This window comes from Anaeromassilibacillus senegalensis (genome assembly GCF_001261775.1).
GTDB classification, from domain to species: Bacteria; Bacillota; Clostridia; order Oscillospirales; family Acutalibacteraceae; genus Anaeromassilibacillus; species Anaeromassilibacillus senegalensis.
In genome coordinates this window covers 180,948-199,514 of sequence record NZ_LN868537.1, presented here as the reverse complement: position 1 = coordinate 199,514, position 18,567 = coordinate 180,948, and the positions used below count along the sequence as shown (strand labels likewise).

The window sequence follows — 18,567 nt, the reverse complement described above, 5'->3', positions numbered from 1 at the left end:
CTCCGTGCGCCTCCGCGGCTCCGCCTGTATTGGTTTTATTATATCCTTTCTCCTGCTAAAAGGCAACACCTTCCATCCGGCATCTCCGTTTTGCACGGGAAACGGACAAGTTCTCCGCAAATTTTTAGCACGAAGCGGCCTTTGGTCAGGCGGCTGCCCGCAAGAAAAATAGCAAGAGCAGATGTACCGGATAGAAGCCATAAAAGATCCATTTATTGACCGCTCTCCCCTTTTTCCCGTTGTAAAGCAGCATCGGAATGGCGGCGGCGGGCGCCGCGAGCTGCAAGCCCATCCCATTCAGCAGAGAAAACCCCGTGTTTAATGCTGTAAAGGCCAGCGCGCCGCCCACCCGGTTTGCCCTGCAGAGATAGAACACCACAACCAACGCCACACCGAATCCGCCGTAATCGAAGAAAAGCAGCTCCGCCGCAAGGGTCAGGGCGCCGACCAGCAACAGAGCCAACGCCGGTTTTTCCCGGAACCGCTGTACAGCGGCGCACGCCAAAAGGCCGAAGAACAACACATAAAAGACGTTCTGTCCCCATGGGTCAAACAGCATTTTCGAACAGGCCAAATCATAGGGAATTTCCGAGAGAACGGCAAACATCAGCAGGCGGCCCAGATACCGTTTTATGTCGTGCGTATATATGGCGCCCTCTGCCAGCAAAAAACAGTACAACGGGAACGCCAGTCTTCCCACCACGCGCATCCACGTCAGTTCTGGGAATAAAATCATCCCGGCATGGTCGATCAGCATCGTAAGCATTGCCAGAAGCTTCAGTTGAAATCCTGTCATCCGTCACCGCCTCCTTTTTCTTTTAACTTGGTTCCAATCATATGGAAAATTGCCAGCTTTGTCAACTTGTGCTTTTCTTCATTTTCGTATAAAATAGAATTACGGTCGAATCCTGATGAAAATGGATAAACAGGCCGGGACAAGGAGATGGCTCAACGTTTATGACTAAAAAACAGCGCGCCGTTTTGGCGGTGGAGGCTTTAAAAAAAGAATATGCGGACGCTTTGTGTTCTCTGACGTATACCAATCCATTGCAGCTTTTGATTGCTACGCGCCTTTCCGCGCAGTGTACCGATGCCCGCGTCAATCTGGTGACGCCCGCTCTGTTTGAGCGCTTTCCCACGCTGGACGCCTTCTGCGAAGGTCCGGTGGAAGATATAGAAAATATCATCCGTTCCTGCGGGTTATACAAAACCAAGGCGCGCGACATCTTTGCCATGACCCAAAAACTGCGGGATGAATACAACGGCGTCGTGCCGGACACAGTAGAAGAATTGACCAAGCTTCCCGGCGTGGGGCGCAAAACCGCCAACCTGGTGGTGGGCGACATTTACCACAAACCCGCCGTGGTAACGGACACCCACTGCATCCGCATCTGCGGGCGTTTGGGATTGAGCGAAGGAAAAGACCCGTTTAAAGTAGAAAAGCAGCTGCGGGAAGTCCTGCCGATGGACGAAGCTAACAATTTCTGCCACCGGCTGGTCTTGCATGGCCGCGCCGTGTGCGAGGCGCGCAACGCCAAGTGTGAACAGTGCTGCATGGCAGATTTCTGTAAATACGCCAAGGAAACTTTCAAAAACAAAGCAGGATAAGGAGTGAAACAGCGAAATGAAAAAGCTTTTGATCGTTGTAGACTACCAGAATGATTTTGTGACCGGCGCGCTGGGCTTTCCGGAAGCCGCCGCCCTGGAAGACGCGATTCATGACAAGGTTCAGCAGTATCTGGACGGCGGAGACGACGTGGTTTATACCATGGACACACACGGTGAGGATTACAGCGAAACCCAGGAGGGGAAAAAGCTTCCCGTCCCCCACTGCCTGTGCGGTTCAGAGGGCTGGCAGCTGCACGGCCGTCTGCGGTATCAGCTCGCGTACTGCCCTTATTTTGAAAAAAACACCTTCGGAAGCACAGACCTGCTGCATTTCCTGGAATCCAAGACATACGATTCCATTGAGCTGGTCGGTGTGGTCAGCAACATCTGCGTCATTTCCAACGCTGTGCTTGCCAAGGCCGCGCAGCCGGAAGCAGATATCGTTGTGGACGCGGGCTGTGTCGCCAGCAACGACAAAGCCATGCAGGAGAAGGCGTTCGACGTGATGGAGAACCTGCACATCCGTGTGATCAAACGCTGATTTGCTGCTTCACTCCGGTAAACAGATAAATTTTTTATCAAAACCTATTGACATTTTTTGCAGAGCAGGCGTATAATAGCGACAAATTTAAAACACAGAAATCCGAAGAGCAAAAGTAAGTAACTTGTAACCCGGTGGCACAGAGAGCCGGCAGCTGGTGGAAAGCCGGACCAACCGATACAGGCGAATGGGTTTGTGAGGAGCGTGGAGAAAGGGACTTCCAAGTAACCATCGCCGTACCCCCACGTTACGGGGAAGGGTATTGATGCAGAATTGCTGCGTACCTGTGCAATTTTGCCCTGTACCTGTATTAAGCGGAACCTGTTTGGTTCCGGAATTTGGGTGGCACCACGAGTCTATCGTCCCATACGGACGGTAGGCTCTTTTTGTTTGCAATTATAAAATGGATTATACAGAAAAGGAGAATGACTATGCTGTATCCCGCTTTGACAGAGGTTCAGGAGCTCCTGGAAGAATACGACGTCGTTCCGGTATTCTACGAAGTGCTTTCTGACTCAATTACCCCCATTCAAATTTTTAACGCTCTGAAAGACCGGAGCGAAAACTGCTTTATTCTGGAAAGTGTGGATAACACGCAGTGGGGACGCTACTCCTTCATCGGCATTCAGCCGAAAGCAGAAATCAAGATTAAGAACGGCTCCGCCTCTCTGTCAGAAGGGGGCGTGGAAACGCTTACAAGAATTGAAAACCCCATTGATTACCTGACGGAGATCATGAACCACCACCGCTCCCCCAGCTTTCCCAACCGTCCCAAGCTGACGGGCGGCCTGGTCGGCTATTTCGGTTACGATACCGTCCGCTATATGGAAAAGAAGCTGGTGCATCCGCCCAAGGATGACCTGAACCTGCCGGACTGCCACCTCTTTTTGTTCGACCGGCTGGTGGCGTTCGATCACCTGTACAATAAAACCGTCATCATCCAGAATATCTCCCGCGAGGGCGACGCCGCGCAGCAGTACGCTGCCCGTGAGGAAGAGGCGATTGCACTGGGCCAATATCTGAAGGCCTTCACCCCGCCTCCCCGCGATCCGCAAAAGCACGCCGCACCGGTTGTGGAAACCAACATCACCAAAGAACAGCACATGGATAACATCCGCAGGGCACAGGAATACATCAAGGACGGCGATATCTTCCAGGTGGTGCTCTCCCGCCGGCTGGAGGTGCAAAATCCGCCGGACCCGTTTGACGTCTACCGCTGCCTGCGTTCCGCCAACCCCTCTCCCTACCTCTATTACTTCAAATTAAAGGATTACGCCATTGTGGGCGCTTCCCCGGAGATGCTGGTCAACGTGACCAAAGGCATCGTCACCACCAAACCGATCGCCGGCACTGCCAAGCGCGGCCTGACAGAGGCGCAGGACAAAGAGCTGGAACGCGATTTGCTCAAAGACCCCAAGGAGCGCGCCGAACACACCATGCTGGTCGATCTGGGCCGCAACGACGTGGGAAAGGTCTCCAAATTCGGCACTGTCGAGGTCACCAGCTTCATGAAAGTGGAGCGGTACTCCCAGGTTATGCACATTGTCAGCGACGTCAAAGGCATGCTGCGGGACGACAAAACCGCACTGGACGCGCTGCTCTCCGTCCTTCCCGCCGGAACGCTTTCCGGCGCGCCGAAAGTCCGCGCAATGGAAATCATCGATGAACTGGAACCCAACAAGCGCGGCCTGTACGGCGGAACCGTCGGTTATCTCGGCTTTGACGGCAACATTGATACCTGTATTGCCATCCGGACCGTTCTGTTTAAAGACGGCAAAGCCTATGTACAGGCGGGCGGCGGCATTGTAGCCGATTCCGATCCGGAGCGCGAGTTTGAAGAAAGCGAAAACAAAGCCCGCGCGGTCATCAACGCGATTGAGCAGGCCAGCAATTTATAACGGAAGGGCAGGGACAGCACCATGATTTTACTGATCGATAACTACGATTCTTTCACCTATAATCTATATCAATATATTGGCAGATTCTATCAGGATATTCTGGTCCGCCGCAACGATGAAATCACACTGGAGGAAATTGAATCGCTCGCGCCGCAGGCCATCGTGATCTCTCCCGGACCCGGATATCCGGACAAGGCGGGGATTTCCGTCCCGGTCATTCAGGCCTTCAGCGGCAAAATTCCGATCCTGGGTGTATGCCTGGGCCACCAGGCCATCGCACAATCGTTTGGCGGAAAAATCGTTCACGCCAAGACATTGATGCACGGAAAGGACAGCGAGATTACGCTCGCTGTGAAAAACCCGCTGTTTTCCGGCCTGCCGGAAAAGGCCGTTGTGGGCCGCTACCACTCCCTGACCGCGGAACGCGAAAGCCTGCCGGACTGCCTGGAGGTGATTGCGGAGGATGCAGAGGGCCAGGTTATGGCGGTGGCACACCGGGAACATCCCACGTATGGCGTACAGTTCCATCCGGAATCCATTCTGACCGAATGCGGTTCCAAAATTTTGGAAAACTTCTGCGACCGCATCGCGGGACTGCCCATCACCGGACGCACAGCGGCTTCGATTCCTCCGGCGCAGCGCAATCTCCTCAAGCCCTATATCTTTAAGGCCATTGAGGGCATTGACCTGACCGAGGAAGAAGCCATCGAAGCAATGGACTGCATCATGTCCGGCGGCGCAACCGACGCACAAATCGCCTCCTTTGTTACCGCTCTGCGCATGAAGGGGGAAACCATTCCGGAGATTACCGGCTTTGCGCGCGTGATGCGCCAAAAGGCCGAAGCGATGCCGGGCTGCTCCGCTTCCATCGACATTGTCGGCACAGGCGGAGACATGGCCAGTACGTTTAATATCTCCACCACCTCCGCCTTTGTGGCAGCCGGCGCCGGCGCGCACGTCGCCAAGCACGGAAACCGCAGTGTATCCAGCAAAAGCGGCGCGGCGGATGTACTGGAAGCCCTCGGTGTGAAGATCGCCATGAGCCCGCAGCAAGCGGCAACCAGCCTGCAAACCTGTGGCCTCTCCTTCCTGTTCGCGCAATCGTTCCATGGTTCCATGCGGTTTGCCGCCGCGCCCCGCCGTGAAATCGGTGTGCGTTCCGTCTTCAATATTTTGGGCCCGCTCTCCAATCCTGCATTGGCGGAATACATTCTGCTCGGCGTCTATGATGAAGAGCTGATGGAGCCCATGGCCAAGGTGCTGATGAACCTTGGCATCAAGGGCGCCATGGTAGTCCACGGCAGCGACGGGCTGGACGAGATCACGATTTCCGACACCACACAGGTCTGTGAAATCAAAGATGGCAAGCTGATCAAATACGCATTGGACCCACGCGATTACGGCTTTGCATTGGCGGACAAATCCGCCGTTGTGGGCGGCACCGCGCAGCAGAACGCGGACATCACCCGTTCCATCCTGAGCGGCGAGCCCGGCCCGCACCGCGACATTGTGCTGCTCAACGCCGGATGCGCGCTGTATACCGCACAGGTCGCGGAGAGCATCGAACAAGGCATTACATTGGCCGCGCAGTCCATCGATTCCGGCGCGGCGCTCGCCAAGTTAAACGCCCTCAAAGAATTCACCAACAACATGCAAGCAGAGGAACACATATGATTTTAGATGAAATTGTAGCAAACCGCCGGTTACAGCTCGAGCGGGAAAAGGCGGCACTTTCGTTGGAACACATAAAAGCACAGGCGTTGGGACGCACGGAACCCATCCGTGATTTCCCTGCCGCTCTGCGTGGTGAGCGGCTCTCCGTCATTGCAGAAGTAAAAAAGGCTTCTCCATCCAAAGGGTTGATCTGCGCAGACTTCCATCCGGTGGAAATCGCCAAAGCCTATGAGGCAAACGGCGCAAACGCTCTGTCCGTTTTGACGGAGGAACACTACTTCCAGGGCAGCAGCGATTACCTGCGCGCCATTCGCACGGAAGTAAACCTGCCCATTCTGCGCAAGGATTTTATCATTGACCCCTACCAAATTTATGAAGCGCGCGCAATGGGCGCGGATGCTATCCTGCTGATCGCCGCTCTGCTCGATACAAAAACGCTTCGGGAATTCGCCGGCATTGCCCATGGTTTGGGATTACACTGCCTGACGGAGGTCCACAACGAAGAGGAGCTTACTTCAGCCTTGACCGCGCAAAGCGACCTCATCGGGATCAACAATCGCAATTTAAAAACCTTTACCGTCGACCTTGCCGTCACGCAGTGCCTGGCGCAGATGGTACCGGAGGAACTGACGCTCGTTTCTGAAAGCGGCATTCGGAGCAACGCCGATATGAAAGCAGTCCGGCGGTATGGCGCAAACGCCGTACTGATTGGAGAAACGCTCATGCGGAGCGGTGACATCGCCGCTTCTCTTACAGAGTTGAGGGCGGACGTATGAAGCTCAAACTTTGCGGCATCCGCCGCCCGGAGGACATCTCCTATGTCAATGCGTTCCCTCCGGACTACATCGGGTTTGTATTTGCCAAAAGCAAACGGCAGGTCACAGCAGAGCAGGCCGCCGCGCTTGCGCGGGAATTGCGGCGCGGCATTCAAACCGTTGGAGTATTCGTGAACGAGCCGCTGGAAAACCTGCTGCACATCGCGCGAACCGTCCGGCTGGACGTGCTCCAATTGCACGGAGACGAGGATGAAGCTTATATTACAGACCTGCGGCAGCATACAGACCTGCCGGTCTGGAAAGCGGTCCGGGTCACGGACGCGGAAAGCCTTCAAAGCGCGGATAACCTTTCCGCTGACCGGCTCCTGCTGGACAGCTTTTCCCCCGCCGCCTACGGCGGCACGGGAAAAACGGCAAACTGGACAATGATCCAAACCACACGCCCTCAAACGCCATTTTTTCTTGCAGGCGGATTGACAATCGATAACTTAACAGAAGCGATCGAGACGGTCCACCCCGAAGGCGTGGACCTCTCCGGCGGCATTGAAACCAATGGTTATAAGGATAAAGAAAAAATCAAAGCGGTCGTCGAGCAAGTTCGGCAGATCGATTACCAATACAGAAAGGGACTGAACCAATGAACACAACAGGGAGATACGGCGAATACGGCGGGCAGTATGTGCCGGAAACCGTCATGAACGCCGTTCATGAGCTTGAAGCAGCTTACGCCAGATATAAGGACGATCCGGTATTTCAAGCGGAGTTGGCCGCCTATTACAGGGATTACGCGGGACGTCCGTCCATGCTATATTTTGCTGAAAAGATGACCAATGATCTGGGCGGCGCAAAAATCTATATTAAGCGGGAGGATTTAAACCACACCGGTTCCCACAAGATCAACAACGTGCTGGGACAGATCCTGCTGGCAAAGCGCATGGGCAAACAGCGCATTATTGCCGAGACCGGTGCGGGCCAGCACGGCGTGGCAACGGCGACGGCCGCCGCGCTCTTTGGCATGGAATGCGAAGTCTATATGGGCGCGGAGGACGTGGAGCGCCAGTCCCTGAACGTATACCGCATGCAGCTTCTGGGCGCCAAGGTGACCCCCGTGCACAGCGGCACGGCGACTTTAAAGGATGCGATCAACGAAGCCATGCGCGACTGGGCAACAAATATTGAAAATACGTATTACTTAATCGGTTCCGTTATGGGGCCGCACCCCTACCCGCAGATGGTTCGTGACTTCCAGAAAATCATCGGTGAGGAGGCCAAACGCCAGTTGATGGAACGCGAGGGCAAACTGCCAGACGCCGTTTGTGCCTGTGTGGGCGGTGGTTCCAACGCCATGGGTATGTTCTACGATTTCATTCCGGATGCTTCCGTCCGCCTGCTGGGTGCGGAGGCCGCTGGAGAAGGGGCAGAAACAGCACGTACCGCCGCAACCCTCACAAAAGGCCGCGCCGGTATTTTCCACGGCATGAAGTCCATCTTTTTGCAGGATGAAGAAGGACAGATCGCACCGGTCTACTCCCTTTCCGCCGGGCTGGACTATCCCGGCATCGGGCCGGAGCACGCGCGGCTCGCTCAAACAGGCCGCGGCGAATATTACGCGGTAACGGACGAAGAGGCTGTCTGTGCCTTTGAATACCTTTCCCGGATGGAAGGCATCATCCCCGCCATCGAGTCCGCCCACGCGGTCGCGCTGGCCCGGAAGATCGCGCCAACCATGCGCAAAGATCAAACGATGATCATCTGCCTTTCCGGCCGCGGCGATAAGGATGTTTATCAGGTAGCAAGATACAGGGGGGTACTTCTCAATGAACAGGATTGATGCAAAATTTGCAACGCTCCGGGAACAGGGCCGCAAAGCACTGATTCCCTTTATCACAGCGGGAGACGCGGGACTCGATACAACGGAAAAGCTGGTGGAACAATTGGAGGCATCCGGTGCGGATTTAATCGAATTGGGGATCCCCTTTTCCGATCCCATCGCGGAAGGACCTGTCATTCAGGAGGCCAGTGTGCGTGCACTGCAAAACGGCACAAAGCTGGTGGAGGTCTTCGCACTGGTCAAACGGTTGCGGGAGAAGACGCAGGTTCCCCTGCTGATGATGCTGTATCTGAACAGCATCTTTGGATTCGGCACGGAGCTCTTTTTCGAGCTGTGCGCGGAATCCGGTGTGGACGGCGTGATCGTTCCCGATATGCCATATGAGGAAAAGGGTGAAATCCAAGGTGTAGCGGACCAATACGGCATTCACTCCATCAGTCTGGTCGCTCCCACCTCTCACGACCGTATTGCCATGATCGCCGGAGATGCAGCGGGCTTTTTGTACTGCGTCTCCTCCACTGGCGTCACCGGCACACGCAGCAGCTTCCAGACGGATTTCAGTGCCTTCTTCGGTTCGATCAAGCAGCACACAAAGGTTCCCTGCGCGGTCGGGTTCGGCATCTCCGGGCCGGAACAAGCCAAACAGATGGCCGCTTACTGTAATGGCGTCATCGTCGGCAGCGCCGTCGTTAAACTGGTCGCACAATACGGCAGAGAATGTATAGAGCCGGTCGGTGCTTTTATCTCTTCCCTGCGCGTCGCGCTGGACGAAGCCAACTGACCCTTGCAATTTGTTTCCCGCCATGATACCATGATACCCTGCAACATAAAAGGGAGGATGGAATTCATGGCGGGAATTTTATATTGTATCGGTGTTGGCCCCGGAGATCCGGAACTGTTAACCAGGAAGGCAGTGCGCCTGATTCAAAGCTGCCCGGTTGCCGCCGCGCCCGGCGGAACAGAAAGCGTCGCATATCAAATCGTTTTACAGGCGGTGCCGGAGTTTTCTCAAAAAAACTGCCTCGATCTGCATCTCCCGATGACGAAGGATCCGGTCCTTTTGCGGGAGAGCCACGACCGGGCTGCGGAACAACTCCTCGCGGTTCTGGAACGAAAGCAGGACGTCGCCCTGCTCACCTTGGGGGACCCCTCCATTTATTCTACCTGCATGTACTTACAGGAACGCGTGCAAAACGCCGGCGGTTCTGTTCAGGTCGTTCCCGGCGTCCCCTCCTTCTGCGCCGCCGCGGCGGTGCTCGGTGTCAGCCTGACGGAAGCGGACCAGCCCCTGCGCATTCTTCCGGCTTCTTACCCATGCACAGAATCGGAATTGGAATGCTCCGGCACCAAAATTTTGATGAAAAGCGGAAAGCAATTCGCACAGGTCAAACAGGTACTGCGGGATAAAGGGCTTTGGGACAGAACCATGATGGTACAGAACTGCGGCATGAAGGACGAGCAGGTCTTCACTTCTTTAGAAGACGCAGGCGAACAGGCTGGCTATTTTACCCTGCTGATTGTAAAATGAAAACACCGTGCGGCAATGGATATTCCATTCCGCACGGCGTTTTTGATCTCCGGTGATTTAATCACAGAACAAATTCCAAATTCTCCATATACTGATAACAAATCAAACAATAAAGGAGATCATACTCATGTCTGTGATGCATATTACAAAAGAAAACTTTACACAAGAGGTTCTGCACGCTTCCACACCTGTCCTGCTTGACTTCTGGGCTCCCTGGTGCGGCCCGTGCCGGATGCTTGCCCCGCTGATCGATCAACTGGCGGAAGAGCTTGAGGATTCCGCCAAAGTGGCAAAAATCGATGTAGACGCACAGCCGGAACTGGCCTCCCTGTTTGGCGTTGTCAGTATTCCCACACTGATCGTCATGCAGGACGGTAAGGTAGTGGATCAATCCGTCGGCTTGAAAGCCAAACACCAGATCAAGCAGATGCTTCCCCTTTAATCCGCCGCAGAACGCGCCGTCAATTCTTTTCGGTTTAATAGGGTAATGCCTTTTCGGGAAACGGAAACCAACCCTTCCCCTTGAAAATACTTCAGCATGCGGGTAACCACCTCCCTGGCACTTCCCATATGCCGCGCGATCTGCTCATGTGTCAGCGTAATGGTATCGGAAGCCTCCAGCGCGGATTGCTCCAGCAGGAATATGGCGAGCCTGCGGTCAAATTTCATAAAGACCACCTGCTCCATCACCCACATGACATCGGAAAAACGGGAGGAGATCGTCTCCTGTAAAAAGGTTTCCACCGCCAGATTCTTTTTGCTCATTTGTTCAAAAACCGCTGCGTTGGTCAAAAATAAAACGGCGTCCGTTTCTGCTTCCACGTATACGGTAAAGGAGATATTCCGTAAAATGCAGGAGGCAGACAGGAAACATACGTCGCCGTCTAACAGGCGGTACAGCGTGATTTCCTTGCCTTCTTCGGACATTCGATAGGCGCGGAGCTGGCCCTCTTTGACCGCCAGCACACCGGTACATTTTTCCTGGCCGCCATGCACCTGTTTCCCCTTTGCATAGACCGCCTTTTGCGTATTGGCCGCCAGAAATTTTCTCTCCGTTTCGGAAAGCTTCTTCCAGAATGGAAAAGCCTGTGATAAAAACTGCAAATCCAACGCGTCCATCGGATCCCCCTCCTCTTCTTAATTATTAGTATAACACAATCGTATAAAAAAGACTAAATCAGGAAAAGAAACAGGGCCCGGAAAATGCTTCCGGGCCCTGTTTTGGGATATAAGGAGTTTGATTGAGAATATGAAATACACTTGTTATGGGAAAAAGATGCTGTTTCTTAATTAAGGTCTCAGCTGATTGTTACAACGCATTGCAGCTGCGGCGCCTGGCCCGGCAGAGTGGTATACACACCGGTCTGCTGTCCGGGCGCTCCAACAGCCCATACACGGAAATAGAAATCGTTTCCGATTCTGGTAACAAACTGCGTCTTTAATACGGCGCCGTTGCCAACGGTAAAGCTCAGGACGGCGGTGCCGCCATCCTTCACCGTCATTTTAAAGCAATAGGCACTGCCGCGCTTGATTGCGAACGGTAAGGTCGTATCCGATACAACGGACGGCGCTTTCATCTCAGGAGCCACAGGCGCTGTGACCGCAGCAACCGCATCCGCGGATGGTCTGGATTTTTTGCCGGAGCCGCCGCCGGAACTGTTGTGCGTCTTGTTTTCCTTTTCCAAACCGTCGATCGCTTCCTGCAATTCCTCTGTGCGAGCGTCCACAAACGGCTGATCCTCTTCACCAAGGGTATTGTCGCCTTCCGCGGCTTTTGCATTCCCCAGCGCTTCCTGAAGCCTTGCAACACTCTTTGCCGTGTATCCGCTCAGGTCGATTGACTCCGCTGTACGGATGGTGCCTTTCAACGCGTCTTTATTTGCCGCCTTGCGCAAATTTAACAGTGCTTCCGCAAGAGCGTCCACAGCGTCGTTTACATCGCTTTGAACAGCGTCCCGGTCGTCCGCCAGCTGCTCCGCCGCCGCGAGCACTTCCGCCAGCTCTGCTTTTCCGTCGTCCAGATAGGCGTCCAGATCCAGTCCCTTCGCCGTGGAGATCATAAATTCCAGATAGGAAATGTCCGCACGGTGGACCAGGGCCAGCATTGCCTGTTCCAACCTGTCGGCCGCCTCGGTAATCTCATCATCCATGGCGTTTTCATCCGCCGCCACTTTTTTAGCGTCTATCAAGGCAATGCGGAATTCCTCTACATACAGAGTTGTATAGTCGTTCAGGTCCATCTGCTCCGCAACATCAATCCGATAGTTCAACTGGCTCTTGTCGCCCTTTACAAAGTCGATACAGTGCAGCGCCTTCAGGAGCGTACTCCATGCTTCGTCGATCTCTTCCTGGGTAGACGTCAGGCTTTCTTCTACTGCAGCCGCGTTTACAAGCGCTTTTTCCATCGCTTCCTTTACCGCCGGCAGGATCGTCTCTTCGTCTACCTTCCGCATCGCCTCTTCCGCGGCCTTAATCATCACACGCAAAACCTGTTTGTTCACAACCGTAAAGGCGAACATCGTGTGCCGGTCTTCATTCGGAGACACCGGATACGTAAAGACGTCCGGATCTTTCACCTCCATAGCAGTTCCGTTGACGGAAACAGCGGCAAGCTCCCTGCCCTCAACCGCCGGAGCAAAAGCCAGCTTCACTTCTTCATCCGTTACGTCCGCGGTAAAGCGGCCGATCAGGTCGGCAAGTCTCTGCGCTTCTCCATCGACCGTGAGCTCCACATTTTTGCTATAGGTCACGCTGTACTGGGAGGGCTTTACATCGCCGGAAAGCACTACGGTGCTATACGGTGCGATGGTCAGGCTGCCGTTCTCCAGTTTTGAACGGGTATCCACCTGCAATTGCTTGACAAGCTTACTGAACGAACCGTAGGTATCGTCCGCTTTCATCGTTACCGTAACGGCTTCATCCGTCAGATTTGTCGCCACCAGAACGCTGCTGTTGTTCGTCATGCGAATATAGGATGCAACGCTTTCATTGCCAAAGTCGTACGCCGCCACGTCACCGTCGCCCAGCGCCGGAATTTCTTTCCGCCAACGAAGCAGCTCTTTGTAGTGGGAAAGGATGGAGGCCGGATCGTCTTCCTGCGCCTCCACGGAGGTTTCACCTCCCAGGCTGTATTTATTCTTTCCTTCCAGCCAGTCCGTCAGGCCGGGGCCTTTGTTGCTCTCATACCACGGCATGGGTTCGCGGATATTCTGGTCCGGCTTCATGCCTTCCAGTCCGACTTCTTCCCCGTAATAGATAAAGGGGTTGCCCGGCAGCGTCAGATACAAAGACGCCGCCACTTTCGCGTGGTCCTTGTTCCCTTCCATGACGCTCATCGTGCGGTTCTGGTCATGGTTCGTCAGGAACGTACAGTCGATGAATTTGCCGTTGGAGGCAAAGCCAAATTTATCAAAGGTTTCACAGAGCTCGGAGACAAAGCCGCCGTTGGTCTCATTTTTTGCGGTTTCCAGCAGCTCGCTCGCCAGGCTGAAATCAAAGGTGCTCTCCAGTGCGCCGTCCTGCACAAACGGCACCATGCGATCCGTATTCTGCTCCCAAACCTCGCCGACCAGGAACACCTCCGGATTGACTTCTTCCATGCCCGTGCGGAAGTCCTTCCACCAGGCGGCGTTCTTGTCTGCAATCTCCGGAGTGTACATCGTATCCAGATAGTCGCCGTAGATGTGGCGCGCCGCGTCCAGTCGGAAGCCATCCACACCCTTCTCCAGCCAGAACTGGCCGGCGCGAATCATCTCATCGTGTACCGCGGGATTGTCGTAGTTCAGGTCCGGCATGCCGCCACCAAACAATCCCAGATAGCGGTAACCCGGCGCAAGATTGGATTTTTGCCATAAGCGCTTATTGCCGGAATGCGCGTCGTCCGTTGCGTTGTTGTCCTTGTCCTCGTCATAATCCGTACTTTTTTCAATCTTATAATAATCGCGGTACGGGCTGGTTTCCGGATTGGTAATCGCATCCACAAACCAGGGATTGTTCCGGCTGGAATGGTTGACCACCAGGTCCATAATGACCCGAATTCCATGCTCATGCGCCGCATCCAGCATGTTTTCAAAGTCTTCCATCGTACCGTAGTCCTGCTCCACATCATAATAATCTACCGTATCGTATCCGTGGTAGCTGCCGGATTCCGTGACCGGCATCAGCCAGATACCGGTGATTCCAAGGTCTTGCAAATAGTCCATTTTGCTGGCAAGGCCATTGAAGTCCCCGATCCCGTCGCCGTCGGAATCGCAAAAGGCGCGTACAAAGATTTCATAATACGTGTCGGATGGCTGCTCGTCAATGATTCCCGTTGGGATTTCCGCCCAGTACGCATAGACCGTCATGTCCTGCTCAACCGGCGTGTCAATGTAGAACAGCGCGCCTTCTCCGTCCGGCTCTGTATACCATCCCTTAAAGGCATAGCCGGGCTTTGAGGGATTTTCCGGAAGCAATATGGTACTGCCCCGCGTTGTCTCAATCGGAGAAAACGCCATTCCTCCCTGTGCGTCAAATGTAACGGTTACCGCCTCCTGGGAAGCGCTGATTCCTACGTCTGCTCCGTTCTGCACCCGGGCCGCCATTCCGGCCGTTCCGGCAGAGGTCACCATTATGGCTGCCAATAACAAAGCAATCCATTTTTTACCTGCTTTTGACATTTAAAAACTCCTCCTTATTCTTGATACGCTCTACGGATGTGCTATGGGTTCACCTCTCTTCCATTTTTATTCCAGCTTGACAGCAAAAGAAGACGTTAAATCAACTGGGTTCTTTTGTTATCTGACAATTTCATTATAAGCGTTAAATTTTAGAGGGTAAATATCAAAAAATAGCGATTCATATTGATTTTTCCGGTTGTTATCCATATAAAAAACAGGCCTGTGGATTACCACAGGCCTGTTAGGGGTACCAATTGCTTTATAAAGTTTTCAAAGTGTTCCGGTACAATCTTGTAAACAGAAAGATACTCGCCAGCAGGGAGGCGATTTCTGCAATCGGAAACGCATACCAGATGGGCCGCAATCCAATCTGAGACAGCAGAAACGCCGCCGGAAGCAACACCACGAGTTGGCGCAGGACCGAAATAATCAGGCTGCTGACGCCGCGTCCCACCGCCTGGAAGACGGTGGAGAACAGGATGCCCATTGCCGCCGGCATAAAGCATAGACTGATCGTCCGCAGCGCCGGCACACCGATTTCCAGCATGTTCTGCGACGCATTAAAGATCATCAGGAGCTGTCCCGGAACAGCCCAGAAGAGCAGCATACCGCATCCCATAATGACCAGTGCAATAATGGACCCGATGCGTATCGTGGACATCAGGCGGCTCTTTTTGCGCGCGCCGTAGTTGAATCCGATGATCGGCATGATGCCCTGCGTCAAACCAAACACCGGCATGAATACAAAGGACTGCAATTTAAAGTATACACCGAAAAACGCGACCGCCGTCTCTGTAAAAGCGATCAGAATCGCATTCATTCCCATGACCATCACAGAACCGATCGACTGCATGATAATGGCCGGAAATCCAACCGAATAAATATTTTTAACGGTGCTCCAATCCATATGGAACCCGCGGAAATGAATCGTTACCTCATGCTCCTTGATAAAAATGACCACAATGGAAACGACCATTGCCAGAATCTGCCCGGCCACGGTTGCAATCGCCGCACCGGCCACCCCCATCTTCGGCATGCCGAACATGCCAAAAATAAAGATCGGGTCCAGAATGATATTGGTTACCGCACCGATCAGCTGAAAAACCATCGGCCAGATCATATTACCTGTCGCCTGCAGCGTCTTCTCGATATTGACTTCCACAAAAATACCGAAAGAAAAAATGCAGACAATGCTCATGTACTGCTGACCCATCTCAATGACTTCCTGTGTACCGGTAAACGCGGTAAAAAACAGACGGGAGCAGAACAGGCCAAAAATCGCAAACAAAACCCAGTTAAAAACCCCCAGCACAATGCCGTGCGTGGCTGCGCTGTCCGCGTCCGCACGCCGGTTTTCTCCCAGGCGCCGTGAAATCAGGGAGTTAATTCCCACCGCTGTACCCACGCCGACCGCAATCAGCAGGTTCTGAATGGGAAATGCAAGCGAAACCGCCGTCAAAGCGTTTTCGCTGATCTTGGCGACGAAATAGCTGTCCACAACATTGTATAATGCCTGCACCAGCATAGAGAACATCGCAGGCAGGGACATGGACAGGATCAAAGGGAAAACCGGCGCGGTTCCCATTTTGTTTTGCCGCAGCTTTGTTGTTTCTTCCATGGATCTCCTCTTCTCTTAAAGTCGTGTCAATCTCGCAAAATTTGCCATCAGTTTCTTTGTGCCAACTTTGTCAAAGGCTATTTCCAGCAGGGTATCGTTCCCCATCGGCGTTGCCGACAATATGGAACCTTCTCCAAACGTCTTGTGGGAAACCTGATCCCCTACGCGGAGCGGTTCTACGGGTGCATGGCCCTGTTCCAGGCTGGACGGGCCGAAGTGACGGGCCGCATTGGCAGAAATGGTCCGGGCCTCAAATGAGGAGGTCGGCAGAACAACGCCGGGCTTCGGCTTCTTCCATTCTCTGGAACGGCTGTAGTCAATCAGTTCACTGGGGATTTCCTCTATAAAGCGGGACGATTTGTTGCGGGATGTGCTGCCGAAGATCATACGGCTTTCCGCATTGAGTACGTTCAGCTCTTCCCGCGCGCGGGTAATCGCAACATACGCCAGGCGGCGCTCTTCTTCAATCTCGTTCGGATTGTAAATGGCCTGCAGGCCCGGGAAGATCCCCTCTTCAAAGCCCGGCAGGAAAACGACCGGGAATTCCAGCCCCTTCGCGGAATGCATGGTCATCATCACAACGGAATCCGCCGTCGCGTCAAAGTTGTCAATATCCGTCATCAACGCGACTTCCTCCAGGAAGCCGGAAAGGCTCGCTTCCTCCCCGTTGTCCTCCGCGTATTTGATGATATTGGAGGCCAATTCGTTGATATTGTCAATGCGGTCCTGCGCGTCGTCGTTTTCCGCCGCCTGCAGCGCCTCAATGTAATTCGTCTTCGTCAGGATCATATGATACAGTTCATTCAGGCTCACTGTCTCATCGTTCGCAGCCTCGATCAAGGACTGCATGATCTCCGCAAACTGGAGCAGTTTGGGCGACGTCCGCTTGAGCGGCTCATATTCGTCCGCATGGCAGATGACACTGAACAGGTCTTCCCCCACTGTGTTGGCAATTTCCGTCGCCTGTGCAATTGTCTTATCGCCAATGGAACGCTTGGGCTGGTTGATGATCCGACGCAGGCGGATTTCATCCGACGGATTGTTAATCACGCTCAAATAGGCGATCATATCCCGGATTTCTTTGCGCTCATAGAATCGCAGGCCGCCAATGATGCGGTACGGAATACCGGACTTTACAAAAACCTTTTCCAAAATATTGGACTGAGAGTTCATGCGGTAAAGAATCGCATAATCGGCATATTTGCGGCCGCCGGCGACGCCCTCCAGAATCTTTTTTCCGATATAGTCGGCCTCGTCCTGTTCGCTGAAGGACGTATGTACGCCGATCTTTTTTCCCTCCGGATTGTCGGTCCACAACGTCTTGCCTTTTCTCTCCGTGTTGTTGGCGATCACCGCATTTGCCGCGTTCAGAATGTTCTGTGTGGAACGGTAGTTTTGTTCCAGCCGAATCACCTTTGCGCGGGGGAACGTCTGCTCAAAACTCATGATATTTTCAATGGTTGCGCCGCGGAATTTATAAATGCTCTGGTCATCATCGCCGACCACACAAATATTCTGCCGCTTTTCTGCCAGCAATTTGACAAACAAATACTGTGCATGGTTGGTATCCTGGTACTCGTCCACCATGATATAGCGGAACTTTTCCTGGTAATATTCCAAAACCTCGGGACATTCCTGGAACAGGCGCACCGTGTTGCAAATCAGGTCGTCAAAGTCCATCGCATCGGCCTCTTTCAGGCGTTTCTGATAGAGCTGGTATGCCTGTGCGATCATCACCAGACGATTATCGTTTCCTGCCTGTCTGGCATATTCTTCCGGTAAAATCAGGCTGTCTTTTGCATGCGAGATCGAGGACAGGATTGTCTTATGAGAAAGAATCTTGTCGTCGATGCTCAATGCCTTCTGACACTCCTTCATCAGCCGGCGTGAATCGTCCGTGTCATAGATGGTAAAGTGGCTGGTGTACCCGATCCGCTCTCCATCCTTGCGCAGCATTCTTGCGCAAGTTGAATGGAATGTGGACGCCCAGATATCGCCGCCATCCTCTCCCAGCATGGCAATCAGGCGATTTTTCAGCTCGCCCGCCGCCTTATTCGTAAAGGTAATCGCCAAAACCTGCCACGGGCGGCAGGGATAGGATGCCAATCTGCGGCGTATTTCCCCGGAAAGGGGCGCGCCTGATTCCGCGGAAGCATGCAGCGCGGCGAATTCCTCCTCCGAGAAATCTTCCGGTACCGCTGTGCTGTGATATGCGCCGCCCCAGCGGATCAAATTAGCAATCCGGTTGACCAGCACAGTTGTCTTTCCGCTTCCCGCGCCCGCCAGGATCAGCAACGGGCCATCCGTATGGAACACCGCCTCCTTTTGGCGGTCGTTCATGCGGGAGAACTCTTTCTCCATCACTTTTTTTCTCAGTTTGAGGATCTCGTTTGCTCTCATTTCATTCATCGTTTTCGCTCCTCACCACATCGTCA

The 18,567-nt window shown here is 53.7% G+C and carries 15 protein-coding genes and 1 other annotated feature; of the genes, 10 read left to right on the top strand and 5 right to left on the bottom strand.

Annotated elements, in window-relative coordinates; all coding sequences use genetic code 11:
* Positions 1-145: 145 nt before the first annotated feature.
* Complete coding sequence (locus BN2106_RS06565; RefSeq protein WP_050697789.1) at positions 146-796, bottom strand: TraX family protein; 651 nt, start codon at positions 794-796, stop codon at positions 146-148.
* 161 nt (positions 797-957) lie between these two features.
* Here BN2106_RS06565 and nth point away from each other — a divergent pair, with 161 nt between their 5' ends.
* The 10 genes from nth (at position 958) to trxA (ending at position 10,298) form a co-directional block, all read left to right on the top strand.
* Positions 958-1,608, top strand: coding sequence for an endonuclease III (gene nth / locus BN2106_RS06560; RefSeq protein ID WP_050697788.1), 651 nt, complete (start codon positions 958-960; stop codon positions 1,606-1,608).
* 16 nt (positions 1,609-1,624) lie between these two features.
* Positions 1,625-2,149 (top strand): cysteine hydrolase family protein, encoded by a 525-nt coding sequence (locus tag BN2106_RS06555; RefSeq protein ID WP_050697787.1) that lies wholly within the window; start codon positions 1,625-1,627, stop codon positions 2,147-2,149.
* 96 nt (positions 2,150-2,245) lie between these two features.
* Positions 2,246-2,519: a binding site (T-box leader), on the top strand.
* A 61-nt stretch (positions 2,520-2,580) separates the two neighbouring features.
* On the top strand, positions 2,581-4,047 hold the full coding sequence (gene trpE / locus BN2106_RS06550; RefSeq protein ID WP_050697786.1) for an anthranilate synthase component I: 1,467 nt from the start codon (positions 2,581-2,583) through the stop codon (positions 4,045-4,047).
* Between the two features lie 21 nt (positions 4,048-4,068).
* Positions 4,069-5,721, top strand: a complete 1,653-nt coding sequence (locus BN2106_RS06545) for a bifunctional anthranilate synthase component II/anthranilate phosphoribosyltransferase (protein ID WP_050697785.1) — start codon at positions 4,069-4,071, stop codon at positions 5,719-5,721.
* Complete coding sequence (gene trpC / locus BN2106_RS06540; RefSeq protein WP_050697784.1) at positions 5,718-6,497, top strand: indole-3-glycerol phosphate synthase TrpC; 780 nt, start codon at positions 5,718-5,720, stop codon at positions 6,495-6,497. Before BN2106_RS06545 ends, trpC begins: the two co-directional genes overlap by 4 nt.
* Entirely contained in the window at positions 6,494-7,138 is a 645-nt protein-coding gene (locus tag BN2106_RS06535; protein WP_050697783.1) for a phosphoribosylanthranilate isomerase, read from the top strand. The genes trpC and BN2106_RS06535 overlap by 4 nt, the downstream gene beginning before the upstream one ends.
* Positions 7,135-8,328: a tryptophan synthase subunit beta gene (gene trpB / locus BN2106_RS06530; RefSeq protein ID WP_050697782.1), complete on the top strand. Its 1,194-nt coding sequence runs from the start codon at positions 7,135-7,137 to the stop codon at positions 8,326-8,328. The genes BN2106_RS06535 and trpB overlap by 4 nt, the downstream gene beginning before the upstream one ends.
* Positions 8,315-9,109 carry a tryptophan synthase subunit alpha gene (gene trpA, locus BN2106_RS06525; protein ID WP_050697781.1) on the top strand — a complete coding sequence of 265 codons (795 nt, stop codon included), beginning with the start codon at positions 8,315-8,317 and terminating at the stop codon, positions 9,107-9,109. The genes trpB and trpA overlap by 14 nt, the downstream gene beginning before the upstream one ends.
* Positions 9,110-9,175: 66 nt before the next feature.
* Positions 9,176-9,856, top strand: a complete 681-nt coding sequence (gene cobI, locus BN2106_RS06520; protein WP_050697780.1) for a precorrin-2 C(20)-methyltransferase — start codon at positions 9,176-9,178, stop codon at positions 9,854-9,856.
* A gap of 127 nt (positions 9,857-9,983) precedes the next feature.
* Positions 9,984-10,298 carry a thioredoxin gene (gene trxA, locus BN2106_RS06515; protein WP_050697779.1) on the top strand — a complete coding sequence of 105 codons (315 nt, stop codon included), beginning with the start codon at positions 9,984-9,986 and terminating at the stop codon, positions 10,296-10,298.
* On the opposite strand, the gene BN2106_RS06510 is transcribed toward trxA, so the two are convergent.
* The 4 genes from BN2106_RS06510 to BN2106_RS06495 form a co-directional block, all read right to left on the bottom strand.
* Positions 10,295-10,975 carry a Crp/Fnr family transcriptional regulator gene (locus BN2106_RS06510; RefSeq protein WP_050697778.1) on the bottom strand — a complete coding sequence of 227 codons (681 nt, stop codon included), beginning with the start codon at positions 10,973-10,975 and terminating at the stop codon, positions 10,295-10,297. The two genes, trxA and BN2106_RS06510, sit on opposite strands and share 4 nt — an antisense overlap.
* Positions 10,976-11,154: 179 nt before the next feature.
* Positions 11,155-14,514 carry an alpha-amylase family glycosyl hydrolase gene (locus BN2106_RS06505; protein ID WP_050697777.1) on the bottom strand — a complete coding sequence of 1,120 codons (3,360 nt, stop codon included), beginning with the start codon at positions 14,512-14,514 and terminating at the stop codon, positions 11,155-11,157.
* Positions 14,515-14,773: 259 nt separating this feature from the next.
* Positions 14,774-16,132 (bottom strand): MATE family efflux transporter, encoded by a 1,359-nt coding sequence (locus BN2106_RS06500; RefSeq protein ID WP_050697776.1) that lies wholly within the window; start codon positions 16,130-16,132, stop codon positions 14,774-14,776.
* Between the two features lie 15 nt (positions 16,133-16,147).
* Positions 16,148-18,541 (bottom strand): ATP-dependent helicase, encoded by a 2,394-nt coding sequence (locus BN2106_RS06495; RefSeq protein WP_050697775.1) that lies wholly within the window; start codon positions 18,539-18,541, stop codon positions 16,148-16,150.
* Positions 18,542-18,567 lie beyond the last annotated feature (26 nt).